Origin of the sequence: Ruminobacter amylophilus, from assembly GCF_900115655.1 — a bacterium.
Classification (GTDB): domain Bacteria; phylum Pseudomonadota; class Gammaproteobacteria; order Enterobacterales; family Succinivibrionaceae; genus Ruminobacter; species Ruminobacter amylophilus.
Genome location: NZ_FOXF01000020.1, coordinates 1 through 25,700, shown reverse-complemented (window position 1 = coordinate 25,700; position 25,700 = coordinate 1). Strand labels below are relative to the sequence as shown.

The 25,700-nt window shown below is 45.9% G+C and carries 16 protein-coding genes and 1 pseudogene; 7 read left to right on the top strand and 10 right to left on the bottom strand.

Translation table 11 applies throughout. The annotated features are described in order from the left end of the window. Positions 1-135: 135 nt before the first annotated feature. The 4 genes from malE to BMY80_RS06365 all read right to left on the bottom strand — a co-directional run bounded on the left by malE (position 136) and on the right by BMY80_RS06365 (position 4,971). Complete coding sequence (gene malE / locus BMY80_RS06380; RefSeq protein WP_093142050.1) at positions 136-1,326, bottom strand: maltose/maltodextrin ABC transporter substrate-binding protein MalE; 1,191 nt, start codon at positions 1,324-1,326, stop codon at positions 136-138. 358 nt (positions 1,327-1,684) lie between these two features. Continuing rightward, positions 1,685-2,542: a helix-turn-helix domain-containing protein gene (locus BMY80_RS06375; protein WP_093142047.1), complete on the bottom strand. Its 858-nt coding sequence runs from the start codon at positions 2,540-2,542 to the stop codon at positions 1,685-1,687. A 239-nt stretch (positions 2,543-2,781) separates the two neighbouring features. Continuing rightward, positions 2,782-3,501, bottom strand: coding sequence for a 4'-phosphopantetheinyl transferase family protein (locus BMY80_RS06370; protein ID WP_093142045.1), 720 nt, complete (start codon positions 3,499-3,501; stop codon positions 2,782-2,784). A gap of 66 nt (positions 3,502-3,567) precedes the next feature. After that, positions 3,568-4,971, bottom strand: coding sequence for a hypothetical protein (locus BMY80_RS06365; protein WP_093142042.1), 1,404 nt, complete (start codon positions 4,969-4,971; stop codon positions 3,568-3,570). A 495-nt stretch (positions 4,972-5,466) separates the two neighbouring features. On the opposite strand from BMY80_RS06365, the gene BMY80_RS06360 reads away from it, so the two are divergent. From BMY80_RS06360 to BMY80_RS06330, 7 genes are all read left to right on the top strand, one after another. Next, positions 5,467-7,737 carry a TonB-dependent receptor gene (locus BMY80_RS06360; RefSeq protein ID WP_093142040.1) on the top strand — a complete coding sequence of 757 codons (2,271 nt, stop codon included), beginning with the start codon at positions 5,467-5,469 and terminating at the stop codon, positions 7,735-7,737. An 85-nt stretch (positions 7,738-7,822) separates the two neighbouring features. Next, complete coding sequence (locus tag BMY80_RS06355; protein ID WP_093142037.1) at positions 7,823-9,673, top strand: ABC transporter ATP-binding protein; 1,851 nt, start codon at positions 7,823-7,825, stop codon at positions 9,671-9,673. Further along, positions 9,670-11,415, top strand: a complete 1,746-nt coding sequence (locus BMY80_RS06350; protein ID WP_093142035.1) for an ABC transporter ATP-binding protein — start codon at positions 9,670-9,672, stop codon at positions 11,413-11,415. The genes BMY80_RS06355 and BMY80_RS06350 overlap by 4 nt, the downstream gene beginning before the upstream one ends. A 248-nt stretch (positions 11,416-11,663) precedes the next feature. Continuing rightward, positions 11,664-12,083 (top strand): TonB-system energizer ExbB, encoded by a 420-nt coding sequence (exbB, locus tag BMY80_RS06345; protein ID WP_031579230.1) that lies wholly within the window; start codon positions 11,664-11,666, stop codon positions 12,081-12,083. Positions 12,084-12,085: 2 nt separating this feature from the next. Then, a complete protein-coding gene (locus BMY80_RS06340; protein WP_031579229.1) occupies positions 12,086-12,481 on the top strand; it encodes a biopolymer transporter ExbD in 396 nt (131 codons plus the stop codon). Further along, the gene (locus tag BMY80_RS06335; RefSeq protein WP_093142032.1) at positions 12,441-13,214 is read left to right on the top strand and encodes an energy transducer TonB; all 774 of its coding nucleotides are present in this window, start codon (positions 12,441-12,443) and stop codon (positions 13,212-13,214) included. The genes BMY80_RS06340 and BMY80_RS06335 overlap by 41 nt, the downstream gene beginning before the upstream one ends. Positions 13,215-13,240: 26 nt before the next feature. Then, entirely contained in the window at positions 13,241-15,553 is a 2,313-nt protein-coding gene (locus tag BMY80_RS06330; protein ID WP_031579227.1) for an efflux RND transporter permease subunit, read from the top strand. Positions 15,554-15,931: 378 nt separating this feature from the next. On the opposite strand, the gene BMY80_RS06325 is transcribed toward BMY80_RS06330, so the two are convergent. From BMY80_RS06325 to BMY80_RS06295, 6 genes and pseudogenes are all read right to left on the bottom strand, one after another. Then, positions 15,932-18,166: a S8 family serine peptidase gene (locus BMY80_RS06325; RefSeq protein ID WP_093142029.1), complete on the bottom strand. Its 2,235-nt coding sequence runs from the start codon at positions 18,164-18,166 to the stop codon at positions 15,932-15,934. Between the two features lie 75 nt (positions 18,167-18,241). Further along, complete coding sequence (locus tag BMY80_RS06320; RefSeq protein WP_143066471.1) at positions 18,242-18,715, bottom strand: hypothetical protein; 474 nt, start codon at positions 18,713-18,715, stop codon at positions 18,242-18,244. Between the two features lie 350 nt (positions 18,716-19,065). Further along, positions 19,066-19,539, bottom strand: a pseudogene (locus BMY80_RS12560) (ISL3 family transposase). A gap of 164 nt (positions 19,540-19,703) precedes the next feature. Beyond that, entirely contained in the window at positions 19,704-20,546 is an 843-nt protein-coding gene (locus BMY80_RS06305; RefSeq protein ID WP_037318996.1) for a thioesterase II family protein, read from the bottom strand. A gap of 2 nt (positions 20,547-20,548) precedes the next feature. Then, positions 20,549-25,102 carry a non-ribosomal peptide synthetase gene (locus BMY80_RS06300; RefSeq protein WP_177178514.1) on the bottom strand — a complete coding sequence of 1,518 codons (4,554 nt, stop codon included), beginning with the start codon at positions 25,100-25,102 and terminating at the stop codon, positions 20,549-20,551. Between the two features lies 1 nt (position 25,103). Continuing rightward, positions 25,104-25,700: phosphopantetheine-binding protein (locus tag BMY80_RS06295; protein WP_218140327.1), on the bottom strand; the 597-nt coding region annotated here is incomplete at its 5' end.

Below are 25,700 nucleotides of genomic sequence, written 5' to 3'. Positions count from 1 at the left end.
GGTAATCATTGTTTTTCATCCGGCGTTCATACGAAGTTTTAAAAATTAGGCACTGCATGCATATTCATGCGGTGCTTAATTTTACTGATGCAGGCGTAAAACCGTATTTATCTCCCGGCAGTTCGACACGGAATGCTACTTCACTTTTCTGATACGGCTTTCCGCAGTCTTCAGAGCCTTGTCAGCCGTCTGTCTGCCGCTTGTCGCGCGTTTGATGGCTTCTCTTACTGAACTCCAGAAGATGTTCATTTCCGGAACGTTAGGCATGATAACTCCTGACTGGGCGTTCTTCATGGTGGTCATGATGCGAGGATCACTTTCAAGTTTGGTTTCAAAGGATTTGAGAGCCACTGAACCAAGTTGTGAAGCGTTGTTTACTTCCTCGTAACCGTAGTCGGTGAGCAGATATTCGGTCAGAAACTTTCTGGCGGCTTCCTTGTGGGATGATGATTTGTTTATCACCAGTCCAAGCACGCCTACAAACGGTTTCCCCTGTTTTCCTTCAAGGGTAGGGAATGTGTTGACGCTGTAGTTCATGTTCTTGTAGTTTTTCCATCCCCACGGGCCGTTGATGATACAGCCGACTTTGCCGGCAATGAATTCAGCTTCCATGGATTTATATTCGGTCTGGATCGGAAGATGTCCGCCCTGAACCATCTTTACAATGTAGTTAAGGCCTTTCTGAGTTCCCTCATTGCTGACACCGATATTCTGTATGTCGTATGAGCCGTCTTCGTTTCTCTTATATGAATACCCGCCGTTTGCGGAAAGTATAGGGTAGGAATAGTAGACGTTGTTGTAATCCCACAGAAAAGCATGTTTGCCTTTTTCCTGCATTTCAGCGTCAAGAGTCATGAATTCCTCAAAGGTTTTAGGAGGATTCGGAACCAGATCCCTGTTGCAGATTAGTGACACGGCTTCAACCGCAAAAGGATATCCGTAATATTTGCCGTTGATTTTCATGGCATCCCAGGAGATGTCATAAAATTTTTCAAGTTCTTCTTTAGTAGGCTTGATTTCTTCAAGAAGTCCGAGTTTTGCCCATTCACCGTAGCGGTCATGCGCCCATACCAGAATGTCCGGTCCGCCGCCGCATGAGGCTCTTTCCTGAAACTTTGCCGGAAGTGAGTCAAAATGTTCTACGTTAATCCTGTATCCGGTATCATGTTCAAACTTGGCAGCCACCTTAACCATGCCGGTGTATCCTTTATGCTCGCTTACCCAGATGGTTAACTCATCCCGACTGAGAGGTTCGTCGGCATAAGCGGATGAAGTCAGGCATGAGGATAATAATCCGATGCCGCAGAACAGTAATTTGTTTTTCATTGGTTACGTCCCCCAGACAGCGATTTGGAAGAAATTCAGATTACGGTAATACGAAACCAGAACAATCATCATAATTAAGGTTTAAATCATGGAAATCTCTGATTTGTCTATAATTTAAACTTTAATCGCTTAATAATGAACCGGTCAAGTACTGAACATCCGTTATGCAACGGATGTTCATAATTTTGATAAAAGTGTCTGTGCGTAATGTAAATTACAAGTTATTTCAGCATCATTTATAATGTTTTCAGGTACAAATTCATGAATCGGAAGCAGTAAAAAGATTACTGCAGGAATTTTATAGAGTTTTTATGTGTCGTCTGATGATTTTTCATATGTCTGAAAAACTTCTTAAAAATCAGTATTCACCGATGTCGATGCCGTTTTTTTTCAGATATTCTTCAACTGCCGTAAATGCCGCGTCTGTAATACGGTATTTACATGCCCATGCGGACTGTCCGGCACTTTCGTCATCGTCATCATAGTTCAGCGTGTATTCAAAAAACTTCACCAGACAAAGCTGTTTTTTTACATACTCCATACATTTGGCGCAGCCTTCTGACGTAAGCGACATCGAACCGTTTTTGTTTATTTCAATAAGTCCCTGTTCCTGCGCTTTTTTCAGATGTTTTTCAACAGTCTGACGACGATCAGGTGACATATTGCACATGTTCATGAAATCCTGAACAGTGAACGTTTCCGACTGAGGATGTTCCGAACCTTCGATAAGAAGGTAAATCGGATCCAGCAGGTCGTATCGCGTTTCACTTATGTAGGCATGGAGAGCAGGATAGATGATGGTGATGTCTTCTTCATCGAGTTTTGGCAGATGGCGTTCTTCGACGTACTGCAGAATATCCTCTACTGTTTCATCCTGCATTAGGTTTCTGAATGCGGCGGCGTTTCTGCACGCTTCAAGAGCATCTATTTTAAGCGTATCTTTGAGATATCTGGCGATTCCTGCATGAATTTTCTGGTATTCTTCAACGGTTTTGGTTCCGAAATCGTAAATTTCAAAACGGTCGCTGTCGTCAGGAAAGGCATAGCCGTATTCTACCAGGTACGAACATGGAATTTCTATCTCTGACAGAGGCATGTTAAGTTCTCTGGCAAGTTCTTCCTTTGATGCTGTTTTCCTGCGGGTGCGTTTTAAAATATTATTGAGAGCAAGAAGATAGTCACTGCTTAAATCACATTTATAGACATCCTTATCCATGATGATTCCTTTTTTAAAGGTATAATGTACAATTTGGTATTTATATTGTATAAATATAAGACTGTACATTATGTGTTCCGGTTCAAGATGTTTTCATCGGGCGGAAAATTTAATACCGCAAATATTCAGGAACGTCACTGCTGACGGAATGAGACTGCCGGCATTTCGAGAGGAATGTCAGACATGCGTTAAACATGATTCAGAAATATCCGTAGCTCGAGTAATGTTTGTCAATCCGCTCAGTCACAGCTGATTCTGTTGCAGGCGAGGGTGATGAAACCTGTGATCCCGTTGTGACCGAATCTGCGGTAATGGACATGGAATTCCTCAACCACGGACAGCGGGAGATCATTTCTGTTTGCCGCAGTGAATGTTATTATTCCCTCATCCGGGGTTCCGGTTACCGAGCTTATCAGGACTTCCTTGAAATCCACAAAACGTCTGATTATCGGATAGATGGATTTATAGAGACTTTCCTTGGCGGAAAAAATGACTCTCAGGGCATCCATGGTAGGCAGCTGGATACTGTCGAACTGACTTATTTCATTGAAAATGCAGATGTTGTCGGCAACTTCCAGAGCATTCTGATCCGTCATGCTGACACACAGATCTATTCCTATGCCGGAGTTTTCTCCCGCTCTTGGGAGCACCACGGCACAGGCTATTCTGCCGTCATGGCTGATAGAACCGGTGAAACCGTCAGGCCATGCCGGGCTTCTGTCGGCATTGATGCTGACCTGTCCGCTGTTTCCGTAGGAATCAAGCAGTCTGCGGCAGGCGATTCTTCCGGCAATGAATTCGGCCTTTCGCTTGGCCACGGCTCTGTCAAGACTGAACGGCATCTCTATTCCGTATTCCTCAGGCAGTTTATCGTAAAGCCCGTTTTCATCAAATTCGATGATTTCCACGGAATGTGAATTTATGACGAGCTGATTCCGAGACCTGATGAATTTATCCATGATTGCCTCCGTTAAGGTATATTACGGATTGTTTCGTTTAATTTTGTCCGGTTATCATTATATTTTCTAGTATGGTGAATTTATCAAGGATATTTCGTTTTTCAGAACGGTTTTTAATGCCTCGGTCACTTTATTCAGCGTCTGATCCCCTCCTATGAGCGGGTAATAGGTCACAAACAGTACATTGTCATCAGAGATGCTCAGAGTCGGGCCGACCTTGTTGTTAAGTTTGGCACCCAGAACATCAAGAGGTGAGTAGTTAAGAGCTCCGGTAGTGCGGATAAACGTGGTTCCCTTGAGAAATTTCGGATGCTTCATGAATTTTCGGTGCAGTACGAGAGAGACGGTAAATGATGTCGGATCGTCCTTTTTTCCTGCCATGCGGTTTCTGAGTGCGAATTCAAGAAACTTGTACATGGTTACGTCAAGCTTGTTTTTTCTGAATATTTCCACCTGTTTCACGATGTCCTCAGCCACGTCCATGAGTGATTTGCTTCCGTCGGTAATCAGCGGGGCATAGGCACAGTAGTTTCCGATCAGCTTCTGTCTGTGTCTTGCAGACAGAATGTCGGACATCATGCGGAAGGAGATCATTTTCTTTTCCGGGTGACCGTTCATGCTGCCGTTTACGTGATAAAAGGCTTTAACAAGCAGGGCTGTTATAAGGCTGTTGATGTTCACGGAGGAATTTTTCTGCTGGTAGTGCCTTACGAGCGGGTTCAGGTCGAAATAATGCATTTGTGGATAATGCTTCTGCCGGCGGAAGTTTTCCCACTCTGATTCAATAACGGGATATTTAACCGAAAATCCGCCACTGTCGCTGAGCTTCATGGTTATCAGTCTAAAGAGATTTTTCAGCTGCTGCCACGGACTGATTTTAATCAGAGAATCACTTCTGCCGAATGAATATACTCTGTCGCTGGAGACCGTGGAGGCATCGGAAACTGTCTTAAGTATCCCTGTTTGTGCCTGAACGTTGTTTTCCGTCAGGGCATTGTAGTATTCGGTAATCATGTTAAGCAGAAATTCACAGCTTCTGCCGTCGCAGTAGGCATGGTTCAGTGTCTGTACCAGATAAAATTTTCCGGTAACGGTCACCGGTTTTTCATCAGTCGCCCCGGAGCCGTTGTCTGCCGATTCGGAAAATACCGTGAAAAACAGAGGAAAGTAACGGTATTCACTGCAGAGGTCAAAGATGGATGCGGTGAATTCCCCGAAACTTTCATCAAAATTCCGCGTATGCAGAAGTTTAACAGGCGGAACAGGCCTTTTCATTTCCTTCCAGGTGATGTTTCCCTCATCGGTTCCGGTAAGTTCATACTGGAATTTGTCAACACGACTGAGCACATCCTGCACGCTTTTCTGAAAATACGGCAGATTCAGGGTGCCGGTGAAGTGATAGGCGATTGAATTTGCAATGTTGCAGTGAGCAAGGCACTGCTCAAGGTAGATGGTTTCAGGTTTTTTCATGGCTGTTCCTTTTTACGTCAAACTGTCGACTGATATGTATTCGGTGCGGAAAAGCCCTGAGGAGCCGCACGCGAATGCGACTCCTGATTGTTGTGATGAACCGTGATGTAAAGCTGTTGTTCCTCAGTCTTATCCGTTCATTATTATGCAGGTTGTTTAAATATTCTGCCTGATAATTATTTTCACTATATTTTTATTCTGATTAGTTATGAAGAGGTGAAAAGTACTGCAGAATCAGCGTTTCCGGCGTTTTATGCAATCTGAATGAGAATTCCCGTAGTGATAAAATTTGTTAGTTAATGCTAATTCGTGTTAACAACGGCTAACACATGTGGTATCTTAGCGGGGCTTTTTTGACTGGTATCAAAAACCTGCGGACTGATGAACCTGACAGGATGCAACCAATAATCATAATTCCAAATTGCAGAAAACCACCATATAACGATTTTTATCCTCTGTCTTAAAAAAGAACAGGGAAACCGGAGAAAGATATTTATGAATGCGGACAACAGAAAAAGTAGACTGGTGATGACAGCCGTGGCATCATCGGTAATGCTGGCGTGCGGCCAGGCATCGGCTGATGAAGAGTATGATTTCAAACTTGATACCATCAGCGTTACGGCAAACAAGTACAGTCAGGATCTTGTATCACTGAGCGGTCAGGCCGAAGTCGCCGGCGAAGAGGTTCTCGAAAGGAACGAGGTCAGAGGGGTAAAGGATTTGACCAGAGTGGCGTCAGCCATTACTCCGGCTTCAGGTTTCGGAAGCAGACAGCTGACAAAATACACCATCAGAGGCATCAATTCCGGAAACATATATAATTCCGGCGTAACCGTGTATGTTGACGGCGTGGCTCAGCCGTTTTCTCAGATGAACCAGCAGTTTAACGATGTCAGCAGCGTGGAAATTCTCAAAGGTCCCCAGGGGTCTGTATACGGAAGCGGCGCTCAGATCGGTATTATCAACGTAACCACCAGAAATCCGATGATTGACGGCAATTATGCGGATCTTGAATCAGACTATTCAAAACTCTACTGGAAAAACAAGGTTGATGCCGGCGGAGCTCTTTACGGCAAAACCGTTTACGGAAAGATCGGGTTAATCAATCAGAAAGACTACGGATGGATTAAGGATACTGACGGTTCAAACTACAACACCGGAGAATCCTACGGAATTAACGGAGCACTGTATTTTGACGGCGGTGAAAATATTCCGATGGTGGTTACTCTCGGAGGAGCGTATACCAAGGACAGGGGACATCAGAGTAATGTGGCTCTGACCGAAGAGGAATACAGAAACGGAAAACTCAGCGGCAACGGTATTAATCGCAATCCTGACTTTACCGGTTCGTATCTTGCCGGAGTCATGGCGTCGAATCCCGACGTGGCAGAGTATTTCGGCGGCTATGAAGAGGCTTACCAGGCTCTGATTAATTCAGGACACATACAGGACGAAATTGATCCCGTAGAGGACAGAACCTCATATACCGCCTATGTAAAGCTTGATTATTACCGTGATAACGGCGATTCAATCAACAGTATCACCAGTGTCAATGATTCTGATTCATGCGAACTTTATATGATGGGGCAGGGCAGATGCGGAAACAACAATATCAGAACCAGACAGTTCACACAGGAAGTACGTTATGTTGCCGAACTCGGTAATTCCGGAGACATCTATGATTCCGGGAAGGCTGTAATCGGTGTTAACGCCACAAAGTCAAAGGTTGACAATTACGTTCTGGCTCAGATTGATATTTCAGACAATCCTGTTTATCAGGAGCTAATAGGCGGAACAATGTTCCCAATCGGTCAGGTTGACCTGAGAACTGATGACCTGAGTTTCTCTGTTTTCAGTGATGTGGCTTATAACTTCGGTGTCGGCAGTGAGTCAATCTTTGATATTGACATCGGACTGCGAATGGAACATGACCAGGCCAAGGCCAACGGTACCTATAATTTCGGCTACAGTATGGATCATGTTGAAAACAGTTATGACTTGTTTGACTACAAGGCTGCCTTCGGATATACCTTTGTTCCGGGACAGAGAGTCTATGTTCTTTCATCAAGCGGTTCAAAATCTGGCGGGTTCAGCAGATTTCCGACTTCAGAGCTGGATGCGGAAGGCTACAGACCTGAAAAAACATATAACTATGAGTTAGGCTATCATATGGCATATGACAACGGTTTTGATGCCAATGCCGCTCTGTTCTATATGGATGTTCATGATCGTCAGGCCTATACCATTGTGGAAAACTCGTATATGACTCCTCTGAGAAACATCGGCAGAATGCATTCTGCCGGCGGTGAACTTACTCTGGGATACCATGCCGAACGCGTGGCTGCGGGAATTTCCATGACCTATGCCGATGCCAGAAACGACACCGGTGACTATACCAAACATCCGGCCAACGCTCCGAAATTCGTGGCTACCGGGCTTATTGACGTGACAGCCCTGAAGTTTGCGGATTTCTCGGCTCATTTCGGCGGCAGCGTTCGCTACCAGTCCAAGACCTATTTCGGTGAAGGTTACACCTCCGTATTCGAAAACAGCGGACTGGACCAGGAATCCCAGGGCGGATACACTATCTTTGACATGTACGCCAGTGCCGAGATTTTAAAGAATCTTGAAATCAAGGCTTATATAGAAAATGCGGGTGACAAGAAGTATGCCAATTCAATAGATAACGGCAGTACTTACGGAGTCCGCTTCTATTCAATGGCTGCTCCTCGTAACGTTGGCGTTAAACTTAAGTACAGTTTCTAGCGTTACAGCTTTTGCCCGTTACATAATCTGTCTGTAACGGGCTTTTTTTTATTTCCTCTGCATTCATTTTCAGGAGGGTGTCAAATTGAATACGGATAAGAAAAAAGGTATTCCGAGACTGCTGGAAATAAGCGGTGAGAAAAAATGGTTCCTCATCGTCTCCGCGGTGCTTGCCGCAGTGTCAACTGTCATTCAGATTGTTCCCTACATAGCTTCCTATAAAATCATAAGCATATATATTGAATCCCGCGGAACATCTTCACCTCAGGATACCGATGAGGTTTTCTTCTGGGGAATCACCGCCGTGGCAAGCGTTCTGCTTTCCATGCTGTTCAACGGCGGAAGTTTCATACTGAGTCACTTTGCGGCCTTCAGAATAATTTTCAATCTGCGAATCAGACTGGCAGAGCATCTGGCTGCTCTGCCTCTCGGGTATTTTACGAGGGTCAGTACCGGAGAGATTCACAAGACCATTCATGACAATGCGGATCTGATTGAGCTCTTCATATCCCACAAAATACCAGATATGGTCATGACTCTCACCGGTGCCGCCGCGGTGTTTACCATGTATCTTTATGCCGACTGGCAGCTGGGGCTCATCTGTATTCTTGTTTATGCCCTTTCACTGTTCATTCAGTTCCGCATCTACGGTGATGAGGGAGTGAAAAAGGAAATAAGGGGATATTTCAAGGCCCTGGAGGATATCAATGCCTCCTCCATGGAATTTGCCAGGGGAATTCAGGTTTTTAAAATGTTCAGTCTGAGCGCCGGTTCTTTTTCATCACTGAAAAAAAGCGTCATTACCTATCGTGATTTCGCTCTGAGATTTGCAGACAGGGGAAGCCGGGATTTCATTATCTTTACCATCCTTGTCAATTTCTTCATCTTCTTCATCTATCCCGTGGTTATCTGGATCAATTCATCATCACCGGAGAATTCCGGGATTGTGCTGTCGGCACTGTTTTTCACCGTGCTGTCCAATGCGATCCTGCCGTCTCTCATGAATATTATGAACATATCAAACGTGGTAATGACCATCAATGAAGGCGTGGAGAGAATTGATGCGATATTTTCGGTTGAACCTCTTCCAGTTCCCGAAAACCCGAAAGAACCTTCAGGTTCCTCCGTGGAATTTGATCATGTAAGCTTCACTTATCATGATGAGAAATACGGTTCGGAAAGTATTACCCGGAATTCGGGAGAACTCAGCGAAGGACATCATGCCCCGGGGGGAGTCAGAGACATAAGCTTCAGGGTTGAGGAAGGCCGGAGTCTGGCGATCATCGGCAGAAGCGGTTCCGGAAAGAGCAGTATTCTGTCTCTGCTGTCGAGATTTCACGATGTTGATTCCGGATGCATAAGAATAGGCGGAACGGATATCAGGGAGATGTCTGAAAAGTGTCTTATGGAAAAGGTGGGGATCGTTCTTCAGAAGACCTTTATGTTTGACGGAACCATCAGGGAAAACATTATGGCAGGTAAAACAGACGCCACCGATGAGGAAATTCTGAATGCTGCGAGACTGGCTCAGTGTGATGACATTCTCATGAAATACGGCCTTGATTATCACATAGGCAACAGCGGAGATGTTCTGTCAGGAGGTGAAAAACAGAGGCTTAACATTGCCAGGGCTATTCTTAAGAATTCTCCGGTACTGCTTCTTGATGAGGTGAGTTCAGCTCTTGATTCCGAAAACGAACTCAGGCTGAACAGGGCACTGAATGAACTGAAAAAGAACAGAACCATAATTATGGTGGCCCACAAGCTTAACAGCATTACCGATGCTGATGAAATCATAATGGTTGACGACGGGAGAATCGTCGCAAGGGGAACTCATCAGTCACTGCTCGGAAATTCCGCTGAATACCGTAAATTATGGGAACTTTATGAGAATGCTGACAGATGGAGTCTTAACAGCAGGGAGGATATGGCATGATTGAGGCTATACGCAATCTTACAGGTAACAGAAGCGGTCATTTTTTTAAATCCCTGGCGGCTACCTGCATCTGTGATCTGGCCAATTTCGGAGGCTTTTTCTTTGTCATCGGACTGCTGTATCTGCTGCTTGATCCGTATCTCGGAGGGGAGCGTACGTCCCCGGCGTATCTTTACATGATATGCGCAGGCGCGGTCCTGTACATGTTTTTCTGTTACTTTGCTTCCGTACCGGCATACAATGCCAATTACGTGGCCACCTACAACAATTCCACCAGGGGCCGGTTAAGGCTTGCCGAGCATATTCGCAGACTGTCACTCGGTACCCTTGATAATCTGAATCCCGCAAAAGTAAGCCACAGCATGATGAAGGATTTTTCGAATCTGGAAAATGCCAATTCACATATCATCCCTCAGCTGTTTTCATCACTTCTGATTACCGTGGCCGTTTTTACGGGGCTGTTCTTCTACAACAGCGGTCTTGCGGTAAGCTTCTTCTGCTGCATTCCTCTGGCTCTCGCGGTATTGTTTGCCGTCCGCTTTATAGGAGCCGGCCTCAGCAGAAAACAGATGAAGGCCTCCGTAGAAGCATCCTCAAGACTTACTGAATACATAGAGGGTATTACCACCATAAAAACCAATAACATGCAGGGAGATCGTTTCAGAAGATTTGAGGAGAGCCTGAATAATCTGCGAAAGGAAAGCATCAGACTTGAGGTTACCCTGATGCCTCTGGCTCTTACAGCCATGTCATGTGTCGGCGCCGGAATCGGCATCATGGTTATGTACGGTCAGTACAAAATGGTTCAGGGGGAAATCTCCATTATGGAATTTCTTGTTCTGATGCTTGCCGCTTCACGCAGTATTGCTCCGTTCATAGCCTTCAGCATCAATTTCATGATGCTGCAGTATTTTTCCGAGTCCGGAAAAAACATAGCCGGACTGATGAACAGTCCCTGTCCCGATGGAGCTGTTACCGAACTTCCTTCAGGATGCGATCTCGTAATGAGAAACGTCAGCTTCTCCTACGATAAAAAACGTAAGATTCTGGATAACGTCAGCCTTGAACTCCGAAGCGGCAGCACGGTGGCGGTCGTCGGTCCGAGCGGATGCGGCAAATCGACGCTGGTAAAGCTTCTTGCGGGATTCTACAAACCTGATGAAGGCAGGGTTTTAATGGGTAACGCGGAGACAGGGGAGCTTACGGACATATCCCTGATTGAACCTGAATGTCTGATGCGCAGATACGCCATGGTTTTTCAGGACTCATACCTTTTTAAGGGAAGTGTTGCCGACAACATCCGTCTCGGAAAAAAAGACGCATCGGATGAGGAGATTCTAGAGGTGATGCGGAGAGCGGGGGTGGATTTTGCCATGCCTGATGACAGGGTGGAGGAAGCCGGCAGAAACTTCAGCGGCGGGGAACGTCAGAGGCTCTGCATTGCCAGATGCATGCTCAAGGATGCTCCGGTAATACTGCTTGATGAGATAACCTCAAGTCTGGATGTCTATAACTGCCATGCGATGCAGAAAGCCGTGGACAGACTGGCTGCGGGAAAAACGGCGGTTATTATTGCCCACAAACTGAAAAACATCGTCCACAGCGATCTTATCATCGTAATGGAGGAGGGCAGAATAGCCGGTATCGGAAAGCATGAACAGCTCATCAGGGACAATCCGGTATACAGAAGACTGTGGATACAGGGTAACAACGGTGAGCCGCCTAAAAATCAGACGGTATGAAAAATTGTCGCATGAATGATGTGAAGATGAAGTGTGATTCCTGTCTTAACTGACAAATTTTTTCATAAGTGAAACTACTGATTTATCTAATATTTCTTTTTATATAGAATTACGTTTGTGTTAGCTATAGCTAACATAAATATGTCTGTTATTTCAGTTAAGGCTTCCCCGGGAGGCCTTAACTTTTATGTTCTTTACACGGCGGTTTTTATCCGCAAATCAACGCTGTCAGTAAATCGGAGGTAGACATGGGGAACATCAAGGAAATCGTTGATATAAGTATTTTCGTGATACTGGGGCTTATGGGATTTCTGGCTCTGTGGTATTCAATTGAAAGATATATTTTTCTGAGCCGCTTCAGTCCGGAAGGATACGGCGGCAGACAGCAGATTGAGACCGCACTGACAAGAAACATGACAACCATATTCATTATCTATTCAAACGCTCCGTACGTCGGTCTGCTGGGAACGGTGCTGGGTATCATGATTACCTTTTATGAAATGGGACAGTCCGGAGGACTGAACGCAAAGGACATCATGGTGGGTATGTCTCTGGCTCTCAAGGCCACTGCACTTGGACTTGTGGTGGCGATACCGGCACTTATCGCTTATAACGGTCTGACAAGAAAAATCAGTGTAATCGCAGGCAATCTTCCGGAGCAGAAATAATCATGAAACTGATACCTTCAAGGGCTCCGCTCAACATAGTGCCGTTCATTGACATCATGCTGGTTCTGCTGTGCATGGTTCTGAGCGTATCCACATTTATCGCCCAGGGGGAGATTAAGGTTAATCTGCCTCATGCCGAAACAGACGACAGAACGGCCGATTCGGAAAATAACGTTAAGCTGCTGGAAATAGGTGAAAACAACGATATTTACTTTGACGGCAGAAAGATCACAAGGGAAGAACTGAGTGTTTTTCTGAACGAACTCCACTCCGATGTCCATCTTGAGCTTCGCATAGACACAAAGGCGGATTTCGGTCTGTTTGTTATAGTGCTAGATAAGTTGAGAGATCTTCGTCATGAAAATTTCAGCATTGCCACCAAAAAGGCAGAATTATAATTCAGTGGCGTTCATCCTGGCTGCGTTTCTTTATATACCGCTGGTGTTCGGCGGAATAAGACTGGCAGGACATCTGAATTCAAAGACCGTCATGAATTCCGGGGAACAGGTGGTGAAAATCATGATGAAAACCCTGATGCCGCCTGCTCCCGTGCAGGAGGTTCCCGTGGCTGAGCCTGCCCCCGTCATTGAGGAGGTGCCGGTTCCGCCGGAACCGGAGATAAAAAAGCCGGAAAAGCGGGAGGCGCCTCCTCCTGTCAGCCCGAAAAAAGAGGTGAAAAAGCCAAAGCCGCTGAAGAAAAAGAAGTCAGAGCCGGTCAGACGGAATGAAAAAATAACACCTCCGGTCAGGGAGAATCCTGCTGCCGCGGTTCCTGCCGAAAAGGTTCGTGCGGAGGCCGTGCGGGGAACTCCGGTTCAGGCGGAAAAGCCGGTAACCATGGTATTCGGTAAAACCGATAACGAACTGATGGCTCAGATTGTAAAGAGTCTCAAGGCAGGTCTTTATTACCCGTCTCAGGCAAGGAGAAGGGGGATTCAGGGCGTGGTGCTTGTATCCTTCATTGTCGGAAAAAACGGTCAGACCAGAGATATCAGGGTTGTCAGGAGTTCATCCGGCGAGGAGATACTGGGGCAGGCCGCCATGGTTACGGTCAAAAACGCGTCCAGCAGATTTCCAAAAACCGAAAGGGATATAAAGGTTGTGGTGCCGATTGAATTCAGATTGAAATAAACAGAATAAAAATAAGGATGGAGAAAATGCGACTGGTTGACATTATCCTGAAGTTCAGAATACTGAGTATTATTCTCTCGCTTCTGCTGACCTTCGGAATAGGTCAGTTCATGCAGAAACTGAAGCAGGATAATTCATATGAGAGTTTTTTTGCCGAAGGTGATCCCGCGTATGTGGGACTGCAGAACTATTATGATACTTACGGCAATGATGATTTTATTTTTCTTATGGCGGACAGCCATGGAAAAATGGATGTCGGATTTCTGAAAAGGGTAGATTCCCTGGTGCACAGACTGGACAGAGAAGTCAGTTTCGTGGATCGGGTAACCTGGCTGGGAAATGCCGAATCCGTAAAATCTGTTAACGGATCCGACACCGTCAGTATTTCTCCCGTGCTGGAAGGATTTGATCTTTCCGACGGACAGATAGCCTCTGTTACAGCCGGGGCAGCAGCTGATCCTGCATACAGGAACAGACTCATAAGCGCGGATGGCGGTATTCTGGGAATAGTGGTCAGCTTTACGGAATATCCGGAAAGCGGAACCGGCAGTGTCAATGAATTCAGAAATCAGGCTCCCGCCAGAATTTATGAAATTCTTAAGGATTACCGTGATCTGGACGTGAGAGTCGTCGGAAGTCCCGTAGTCAGTTATTTCAATGACAGGGATATTCAGGAGGAAGGGCAGATCTGGGTACTCACAGGTCTGATTGGCATGCTTGTGATGCTCGCCGTTACGACCAGAAGCATAATAGGCACCCTGATTCCTCTGCTGACGGTTCTGCTGTCAGTCATTCTGACCATGGGACTTTATCAGATTTTCGGCTTCACTCTGAACATGCTGGCCATGATGATACCGATTCTTATTCTCTGTGTGGGTATAGGCGACTCCGTGCATCTCATAGCGGAATTCAGAAGTCTTTACGTGGAGGGAGTATCCAAAAAGGAGGCTCTGCACAGAACACTGAAGCTCATATCACTGCCGATGCTGCTGACAACGATTACGACCGCTCTCGGTTTTTCCTCCTTCGTTTTCACGGATCTGCTGCCGCTCAGGGAACTTGGCATTCAGGCAGCCATAGGTTCCGTCATTGCTCTCGGCATGACCTTCTTATTTGCGCTTCCGGTTTTAAGCTTTACCAGAGTCAGACCTCTTGCTTCCGGCGACGCGGGGAATAAGGAAAAAATCACAAGACGTTATGATGTTTTCGATCATCTTGTAAGACTGACAACCGTACCGGTTATTAAATATCCCGGAGTTATTATTATACTGGCTGCAGTCGCAGTGGCCGCGGCCTCATTCGGAGTCATGAATCTGAAAATCGAAACGGCGTTTATTCAGGATCTGCCGGTAACCGATCCTCTGCGTCAGGATTTTGATTATGTTGACGGCCGCATGGGCGGTTCCATGTCCGTGGAGCTGGTTGCCGATACCGGAAAGGAAAACGGTGTCAAGGATTTGAGGTTTATAAGGGATCTGGAAAAACTGCAGAATTATCTGGACGGACATCCTCTGGTGCTGCAGACTTCTTCGTTCCTTGACCAGATGAAACAGGTAAACAGAGCGATTCACGGGAACGATGACAGATTCTATGCCATACCCGAGAAGCAGGAATCAGTCGGTGATCTGCTCCTTCTTTATGAATCAGGCGGAGGAAAGGAATTTGATAAAACCGTAAGCTTTGCCTACGATTCCGCTCATATTCAGATTAGAACCAGATCCCTCAGTACCGGGGATGTCAGGATGCTTGAGAAAGACGTAAATGACTTCGTAAAGAGGGAGACTCCTTCTCTTAATATTGAATTTACGGGGGCTTCATGTCTTCTGACCTGGGTTGCGGATTATCTGTCCGAAAGTCAGCTGTACAGTTTCATATATGCCTTTCTGACCATTTTCGCGGTAATGACGCTGGTGTTCAGATCGGTAAAGCTCGGCCTTCTGTCCATGATTCCGAACGTGATCCCTGTGGTCATTACGCTCGGACTTGTCGGCATGACCGGTGCGAGAGTCAATATGGTACTGGTTATTCTTGCACCGATTATTCTGGGGGTATGCATAGATGACACCGTTCATTTCATTTCCCGCTACCGCTTCTTTTTCAGCAAATGCGGCAGTTACAGGAAGGCTTTTATCGAAACCTCACTCAGTATAGGCAGGGTTCTTGTTTTCACCACCATGATATCCGGAGTATGTCTGCTGAGTTTCATGAACAGTAAATTTGCCGGACCGTTCACGTTTGCCTGGAGTTCCTTCACGGCGTTTTTCGTGGCACTGGTATGTGATCTGATGATTACGCCTGCCATGATCATGGTGTTCAAACCGTTCGGAAAGGAAAAGTAGAATGGATGCCTTCGGTTATATTGATTTTGCGGAAGTTTAGGCGATGAGCCTTAATCCAGTTTACACCGGTAATTAAGTTGAACATTGGGAACGGGGATTTTCAACATCCGGTGGCGGTAAAAGAGACAGCCATAGTCAGAAAATTGATGAAGTAAACCGTGAGTGCCGGCGTTTTTCAGAGCCAAACGGTTTTTTGTCAGGTTCTCTGCTGAGAAAAATGATATTTCTAATGACGGCTGAGCTTTATATGACATGGAACTTCTCCTGTGGCAGAGATACATATACAGGATGTATCTCTGCCACAAGAGAAGTTCCTTTTTTATTTGAAATTCAGCGGATAATCTGAACAGTTATCAATAATAAAAAGTAGATTCTGAATTACAGGTTTTCATAACCTCCCACAAGAATGTAAATATTCCTGTTAAGTGTTGCAACATCTATGCTGCACATACTTCGGAAAGTCACGGAGAAGCTGTCATCTGGTGAAAATTCTTCCGTAAAAAAGGACGAATTATGCACAAGGAATTCAAAATCATAGTCATTGTAGTGATAAGTGGACTTTATTCTTTCCGGACTGAAATCCCAAATTGTGTACATTGGTTTAATAACCGATGCAGTATTCTGTGGTGAGGTCATATCAATCTGCATGAGTTTTTTAGAATAGTAAACTCCCTGATCCGTAATATTATTTATAGAACCATATGATGCAGAACATTCATCAGGATCTGTATCATCGGCAGTTAGGACCAGTGAACTGAGGTTAAGAGATACTTCCTCTATTTCCACATTATTTTTGATTGCGGAATTGTCATCAGCATTTACGAATGAATTAAAAATACAGGTCACGGTATGGCCGGAGTCTGAGGAACTGCAGGGTTCTGAGTTTGTGCTGATAAAGTCATCAGGTAGTTTTTCTCTTTTTTTGCACAGCGGATCACTGTTGCAGTTTAGAGCTTTTATGACTGCTTTACCTGCATTTGCGACACCAAAACCATAACGGTTGGAGAATCTTAATCCAGCTCCATTGACGTACCATCCAAGATCTGCGGTATAACTATCTTTCAAACCTGATACGCCACTGACGGTAACCTTGTCATACTCAAGTGTGTTCCAGCCATCAGTTTGGTCGTTGTTTGCCGTTGTTGCCAGAATGTACCTGAGCTGAGGAACGGTAATGTCTGGTTTTGCCTGAATTATCAGTGATGCCACTCCGGTAATGGACGGAGTGGCTGCAGATGTACCATTCATACTTTGAGTGTAATATTTTCTTTTTTCACCAAGTTCCTTATTGTTTCTCCATGGAGTACCGTAATCCCAATCATCAAAACCTGACAGAGCTGAATGATAAAGACTGGAGACAATGGCGGCAGAAGACTCTGATATAGATTCGTAACCGAACTCACCGCCCATACCGCTTATCCAAATGAAAGATCCTGTTGACGAGTAACTCGATTTTATACCTAATGAATTTAAAGCCCCGGTATGTATGACATATCTTCCTCTATTAAAGGAAGATGTCTGATTATACTGACATTCTATCTTATATTTAACGCATTCAAGATCTGAGATGTAGTAAAGAGAATCAAATATATCCGGTTCGTCAAATTCATTTCCGGCTGCGCGTATAAACGGAATATTATTCTCAAAAAAGCTCTGATAAATTGCAGAAATTTGAGGATCATATGCTTCTACGGTCTCATCATAACCGATACTGGCATTAAGTACCTGCATACCGTCATCACTGCATGCCGTAAAATCTGTTAAATCCATATTCAGTATGTCATATGATGTTATGGATGAATCGTATGCTATACCTCTTACTCCCTTGCCGTTATTGGATTCTGCTCCTATAATTCCGGATACGGCGGTACCATGCAGTATTGTGGAGTCGTATAATACTTCATCCTGTGTTACTCCGGTGTTGATATAAGATTTGCCTGAATCAGGAGTGTACATTTTATTAATGAGATCTTCGTGTTCAATGTCAGTAGGGGTGTCTATAATACCTACTTTTACGTTTTTCCCGGAGATAAGTTCTTTATTCTGATCACTGAGATGCCATGCATGAATAACATTTAGATCGATGCCGCTGACCGGAGAAAAATCAACATCAAAAGGATTTTGTCCTATATTTTTAATATGCCACTGATCCTTAAAAACAGGATCTCCGTTTGTGAGATCGTCAGCTCCAATCGTATATGTAATTATTTCAGTCTCTTCAGGATCTGTTGTTGACGTTATTGTTATTTCTTCAGTTATGTTGTAAAAATCATCAGAATTCTTCAATGTTTCTTCAGGAACATAGTAGTACAGGTGATTTTTGGGGGCTTCGGCTCCTGTATGCGGATGAGTAGAGGATACAATGCCGTATTTAGCCTGTATCTGATAATCATTGACATCGTCAGTACCTGAATTTAAAAGTACATAAGGTTTTCCGGAGAAAATATCTCCTTTTTCGATAATGCTGAAGATAATCCTGTCAGGATCTGGCGTTGGTTTCGGAGATGGTTCATTACTGCCTGAACTTCCTCCGCAGGCCGTTAGAGCCAGTGAAGAAAAAAACAGGGTGTAAAACAGTGCTGTATTGAAGGTTTTGTTTGATTTGTGTTTCATAAAGCGCCTTACAGTTTTTTTATTCTATAACCTTGACATACCGGTGCCATGCAGATCATGGCCGACATGGAAAAATTACTTAAGCTGAGGTTTATTTCCGTGATAAAACGATGGGGTGACCTTACGGATGCCGTCAGCGTTTTTTAGTTCTTTCTGCAGTGATTTCCACTGGTCATAATCAGTTATGGTAATTTCATACACATTAGTACTTAATGCTCTGGCATCAAGTCCTGAAGGAATGCAGTTCACGTTCTTTGCACACTGAACCAGAAGTTTATTTTTGATTATGTAGTTTGTGCCTGAAACATTTTTTACATAGGCAATATCTTCAGGATTTTTTTGTCCGGAAACGACTACCTTATCACCTAATGTGCCTATTTCATTTTCTTTTTTAACAATAATAAGTGATTTGGAATTTCTGGAAGGTGTAACGACCTTGAAATTACCGGTGATAATCGTGGTTCCGTCAGATGTTATTTCGTCTGCAAGGGCATGAATTCCTGCAAGGGAGGCAAATATTGACAGAAAGAGCAGAGATAATTTATTCATAATAAGTACCATGGAAATGTTTATGTTAAAGTCTGTGAAAAGAATCTGACGAATGAAGTCATGTTTTTTAATAATTTCATGCATTCATTATTCGCTTGTTCACTATTTACTTCTATATACTCTTATTGAGTATATTTTAGACATTATTGTTACGAAAAAAGACCATACAATGTCACAGTTCAGAAGATTTTTTAGTTTTAGTCCTTAAGTGGAGAAACAGATGTAATAAAAGTTTCACAATTCTACGTACTATACCTTTAATTCTCAGTGTTTTGTAAAACTGTAACCTTTCTGGCTTTTCTGGGGTAATGGTGGGTAAAAAATGCCATTAACCCCAGTGTTTATGCTGATCATGCACCTAGAGGTTTTCTGTTAGGAAGTGGACCCCTCAAATCCGAGCATACCAGATAGACCATATCGAGCATGTTTTGGATATTTCGAAAACCGTACGCCTTGCGGACGATCAGCTTGATTTTGTTATTAGTTGCCTCAATTCGTGCGTTGCTCATGCCGAGACGTATTGCATTCAGTATGTGCTCCCTGTGACGCTTGAGCTTGAGGTATTGTTCCTTGAAAGCATCAATCCTACTGTGGCTTGCCCACCAGAGCTATCGTTTGAGGGCATCCCCTGATTCGTCCGTATCCTTGATTTTCAGGAGAAGGCGAAGCATTTCCTTCATCCGGTAAGCTCGGTACAGGCGGTTATTGTTTTCAGCGATCATGGCTACCCGATTCTGCTGGTTCTCCGTCAGGTTTTCCGGAGCCTTGCCAAGAGCGTATGCAGAGTTTTTAATCTCGTCTGCTTTGGCTTTGGCAGCGTTCAGAATCGCTGTATTCGGATCTCCATCCTTGGGGCGTCCATTCTTGCGCGGATGCTCTTTAGCTTTTGTAAATGAAATAAGCCATTACCAAAAAAGAAACCGCTGTCGTATTCTATGAAATAAGTTACTGACAGCGGTTGTTTTTCAGCCTTACGGATTCTGTGTCTTTACGGCAGCATCAGGCGTTTTGTACAGTGGTGACGGGCAGTGACAACCACTGATTTCAGAATTTCATGCTGATGTTTCAGCAGATAGAAATGGTTGCCGTTGAATCTTCTTGTTTCAAAATTTCTGCTGGTAACCTTTTTCCATCCTTCTGCCTTGGCAGGATTCATTTCACTGTCTCCGTCGGCATAGAAAGAAGACAGGGAGATTCTGAAAGGTTCCGAATCCGTATTCGGATGCCACTTTTCGATAAGTTCGTAGTCATTCCTGATTACCGGAAGAAACATTCCCGCAATTTCCCGATCCTGACAGATGCTGCTGTCGCCGTATACGCGTCTGACCTCGGAAAGAAGCTCTTCGTCACTGCATGTATGCCATGAGCTGTCTTCTTTCATTCCCGGGGCCTCACTTGCAGAAACAAACACGTGATAAGGTTCCTCAAGTCCACGTCTTCTGATTTCACGGCACAGTTCGTATGCCACATATCCTCCCATGCTGTGACCGAATATCATGTACGGCAGGCTGAGCAGACCTCCGCGACTGATGGAGTCGCATATGCCGCTTACAAGTTCAGGCATGCTGTTGACAAGAGGCTCGGCCATTCTGTCCTCATGGCCGGGATACTGAATCGCCGCCAGCTCGATGCTGGAGGGAAGCTCTCCCGCCCATTTACGGTAGAAGGATGCTCCTCCGCCGGCATGAGGCAGACATATGAGTCTTGACTGCGGATGTTCGGTATGGCGGTAGGTTCTCCACCATCTGGAAAATTCATCCGGGGAACCCTTTACCTCATGACAGGCCTTATTCATTCCTGTGCCCGCCGCTGTATTTTCTGTCATGTTCATAATCAGCTCCTGACGGAAAACGCTTCAACCAGCGGTTTAAAGTAATCCGGAGAAACGGTGAATGGTTTCAGATTCTTAAAACTCAGCAGTTTGGCGTTTTCATCACACATGTAGCTGTAGTGACCTCCGCTGCTCAGATCGTTTTTGAAGTAGAGACTGATGAAGCCGTTCACAAAACTGTCGCTGAGGTCGTTAAGCCAGCCTTTGAAATCCTGACTTTCAATGCCTGATCCGAGATTCTGCAGCCAGGAGTAGATTCTGCCTACTTCAATACTGCTGTCGGATACCAGATGGTAGTTAAGACTGCTTCCGTATCTGTGTACGGTTGCCAGACATACGCATTCCGCCACGTAGTCAACAGGAACGATGTTCACCTTGAGAGGTGATTCCGGATAACTGCCGGCGCTCAGACAGGCCTTGTAGAATTTAACGAAGGCGTCGTTGTTGATGAACGGATGGTCCGTACTGCTGTCCCAGGTGATGGAGCTCGGACGGAGAATGTTCACCGGGATGTTCTTTTTTCTGGCCTGATACAGGATGTTTTCAGCCATGATTTTGGACTGTTCATAGGTAAGATCTAGCTGTTTCCATCTGTGAATGTCCGTATTCTCGGGAATGACCGTGGACATGTCCGCGTTTTCCAGGCCGTAGTGAACGGCTATGGTTGATATGTAGTTGATCTGTTTTACTCTGGAGGTTGAAGCAAGTTCAACTATGCCGGCCACACCCTGTACGTTGGTCGGGAATATGGCGCTTAACGGATCCATCAGGTTGATGATGGAGGCATTGTGAATGATGGTGTCGCATGTTGAGGCTATATACTGATAATCGTCGTCACTCAGTCCAAGTCTTTCCCTGTCCATGGCTCCGTGATAGATGCTTACCCTGTCTTCAAGATTGTCAGGAAGATACTGATTCTTGTCGGATGCGGCCTTGCGGAGGCGGGCATAACCTTCTTCAGGGGATTTGGCTCTTACCAGAAGGTGCATGGTGCAGTCTGTTTCCTTCAGCAGTCGTGAAAGAATGTAGATTCCCAGATATCCGGTTGAGCCGGTCATGAATACGTTGTGCGTACCGATATGCGGATCAAATTCACGGGCGGTTCTCAGATTGTGCATTGCCTTTTCCGCCATGTCGGTAAGACTGATGCTTTCAATCCATGCGGCCTGCTCAGCCTGGGTTCTGTTCATGCATTCAGCCATGTCGGCAAAGGTGCTGTGGTTGAATATGAGTTCCAGAGTGGCGGGATATCCGCGGCTTAGCAGTCTGCTCAGCAGGGTGATGGCGGAAAGTGATGAACCTCCGATATTGAAGAAGCTGTCCTGACGTGAAATACGGTCATGTTTCAGAATATCCTTCCATATTTCAAACAGATCCTGTTCAATTCTGGTATCGAGAGGTTTTTCGACGGCCTTTTCCTTCTTCTGCATGTCGGCAAAGCTGCGGATCAGGGTCTTGCGGTCGATTTTACCGTTGGCACTGAGCGGCAGTCTGTCGGTTATCCTGATGATTTCCGGTATCATGTAGGCAGGAAGTCTGTCGGAAACAGCCTTTCTTATTAATTCCGGAACGTCTTCGCCGATGTTCTTTACCCTGTCGTCAATGGTTACGGCTGTTCCGATGGTTGAATTTTCCTGAATCGGAACCGCAGCGGCGGTTTTTACGAAATCAATCTGTTCGATGGCCGCCTCTATTTCACTAAGTTCTATGCGGTAGCCGTTGATTTTTACCTGTCCGTCCTCACGTCCGAGGATTTCAATAAGACCTTCGGAGGTGTAAAAACCGATGTCTCCGGATTTGTAGAGCTTTCTTCCGGATACCGGATGAGTAATGAAGGCCCCGGCTGTTTTTTCCGGATCAGAGCAGTAACCGTCGGAAAGTCCGGCACCGGCAATGTACATTTCTCCCGGAGTATATTCAGGGCACAGCTCAAGTCTGCTGTTGAGAATCAGAATTTCATGGTTTGCCAGAGGTTTTCCGTACGGTATTCTCTGTCTGTCCGCAAAGCTTTCGGTAACAGGGTACTCCACGCACCAGATTGATGTTTCGGTTGGACCTCCCATGCTGATGACGGATATGTCCGGACAGATTTTTCTGATTTCGTCAGGCAGGGTGGTCGGAATCTTGTCTCCTGACATGAATACGCTTCTGAGAGTTTTGAGCTTCGCCTTATCGTCCCATTCCATCCACTGGGTGAGCATCTGCATCTGAGCAGGTACGGTATTCAGTCTGGTTACGCCGTATCGGGCAATCAGACTGCACCAGCATTCAGGATCGGTCCTTTCATTTTCCTGCATCATGACGAGGGCTGCCCCGGCATGAGTCGTTCCGAAATTATCCCATACGGAGAGGTCAAAGCTGTAGCTTGCAAGTGACAGCATCCGGTCACTGCTGCCGATGTTATTGCGCAGAATAACTTCACTTACGGTGTTCCATGCTGCCCTGTGGCTTACCATTACCCCCTTCGGTCTGCCGGTGGTGCCTGAGGTGAAGATGATATAGGCAACCCTGCCGGTTTCATCATGAGATGAAGCGAGCTTCTCCGACATTTCCTTCAGAGCGGTCACGGTTCCGGCTGTACCGGTACCTGTCTGTCCGAGTACGTGGGTGATGTTTTCAGTGTGTTCTCCGTAAGACGTCCCCTCATGTGCGCCGTCGGTGATGAGAACTCTGATTCCGGCATCGGCTATGATAGACCTGATTCTGGATTCCGGCTGACCGGAGTCAATAGGCACGTATGCCGCACCGGCGAAGAGAACACCGAAGACGGAGGCAAACTGCAGGGCTGATTTCGGAAGCAGAATGGCTACGTTGTCGCCTTTTCCGACGCCTGCCGATTTAAGTCTGTCCGCAATGGCGAGGGCTTCACCTGCCAGCTGGATGTATGAAAGTTCGGCGTCAGCTGCATATACGGCAGGCGCATTCGGTGTCTTAAGGGCGTTGTTTACCAGCCCTTCGTGAAGAAAGAGGTTCTCATGTTCACGTTTAACGGAATTGATTTCCCTGATGCGTCCGAGCATGTCGTCAGGCAGGGTGACGGTGCTGTTACTGTCCCAGATCTGAGGTCTGTCGGTAAGATCGTCAAGAAGTTTCTGCATGGCTTCAAATGCCGCTTCAGGCAGGCCTTCAGGGAATACCCCGTTTCTTACGTCCCAGTCAAGCTGCAGTGTTCCGTAGCGTTCTGTAGTCTGACAGTCAAGCCACACCTGAGGTGTCTGGGTGATGCCGTAGTGCAGGGAGGCTCTGTTCATGAAGTCATTTTTCTCAAGGGCTTCGTTTTTTACTCCCAGGGTACTGGTGTAGACAACCGGAATCAGTATGTTCTGTCCGTGTTCCCTGCTGAGTGCCCTGAGAACGTTTATGCCGGTAAAACCGGTATGCTCAAGGTCTTCCCAGAGACGGTTCTGAATCATCATTACCCTTTCGGCAAAGGAGCCGGTCTGACTTCCCCTGATGCCGAGAACGTTGACGTCAATGAAATCGCCTACAATGTTCTGAACACCTTCAGGACGGTTGAACAGCGTCAGATTGATGGTGAGATCCGGATTTCTTGACCAGCGGGCAAGAACTTCAGTGAAGGCCGCCAGGATAACGCTTGATATCGTGAGCTTTTTATCCATTGAAAGCTGTTTAAGCTTCTGCCACTTAAGGCTGTCCATGGCATAGTGGAAACGTCTTACGGATACATTGTCGCGGTTTCTTCCGCTTCCGGGAATTACCGGAAGTTCCGGCGGAAGAGGCATGGTTTTTACCTGCTCGGCCCAGTACTGTTCATCCCTTGTGTGCAGGGCTTCAAGGAAAGGATTGTTCTGTTCGGTTTTTCTGGCCACCATTACATCCCTGAAGGTGAAAGGCAGAGGAGGAAGTGTTTCCGCACCGTGGTCATAGGCCTGTCCCAGTTCGGCGAGCAGTATCTGGATGCTGGCGAAGTCGGCAATGATGAGATCAATGGAAAAAATCAGAATGGAGCGTTCCGGCATTCTGACAACCCTGACGTCAAAAAGAGGCCATTGTCCCGGATCGTAGACACGGTGATCCATTTCGGATCTGAGCTTAAGAAGAGCCGCTCCGGCTTCTTCCCCGGTCATGGCACTGAAATCATGCAGCGGTACGTGCGGCAGAGTAACCTCCCTCAACACATGCTGGGTGCCGTTTGCTGAAATCACCGCACGAAGCATGTCGTGACGCATGATAAGGGCGTGCCATGCCTTTTCGAGACGATCCCTGTCCAGACTGTCTGTTTCAAGTTCAATGTAGCTGTGGCATCCCACACCGCCGTATTCATAGATATTGCTGCGTCCGAGAGAATATGCAAGCTGCAGATCCGTAAGCGGAAAATCGTCATAACGGTGGTTTTCATCATGGGTTACGGTTGTCATGGAGTCAAGATAACTGATTACTGCCTGCCTGTTGTCGGCAATGGCCTTCCTGTCGTCAGCCGTCAGGGCTCCGGCAGGAGCCTTGAATTTCAGGTTGCCGTTTTCGGTCCACAGATGAATGTTTCGCGAAGCCATGTTTTTCATCAGGCTTATAATGCCTTGTCTGTTAAGTGTCATGTTACAGTGTTCCTTCTTCATATGAGTTGTCAGCAGCATCGCCGTGATCACGGAGACTGTTCTGTTCGATGTAGCTGCATATTGATGCTATTGTCGGTGTTGAAAACAGGGTTCTGAGAGGCAGCGGGGCGGAGGTTATGTTCTCCTGCTGCAGTGTCTGCACAAATCTTGTTGCCGTCAGACTGTCTCCTCCGGACATAAAGAAATCATCATTTCTTGAAATGTATTCAAGTTTAAGAATCCTCTGCCAGATATTTGCAACCCGGTTTTCCAGCTCCCCTCTCGGTCTGTCCTCTTCTTTCATGGAAGTGTTCACGTTACTGAAGCTTCCGATGATGGCCTTGCGGTCAATTTTGCCGTTGGCGCTGACCGGAAGTGATTCATAGAATTCGATGTGGTTAGGAACCATGTATTCCGGAACGATGGAAGAGAGTTTTTCCCTGATTTCATCGGCGGTTACGGAAGACTGCTTTTCAGTCTCAGCCGCAACTGCAAGCTGAGGAGGGTTGCCCACGGTAACTGCAACGGCTCTGACGATTTCAGGCAGGGAGCGGAGAGCGGATTCGATTTCCCCGAGTTCAATGCGGTGACCTCTGAC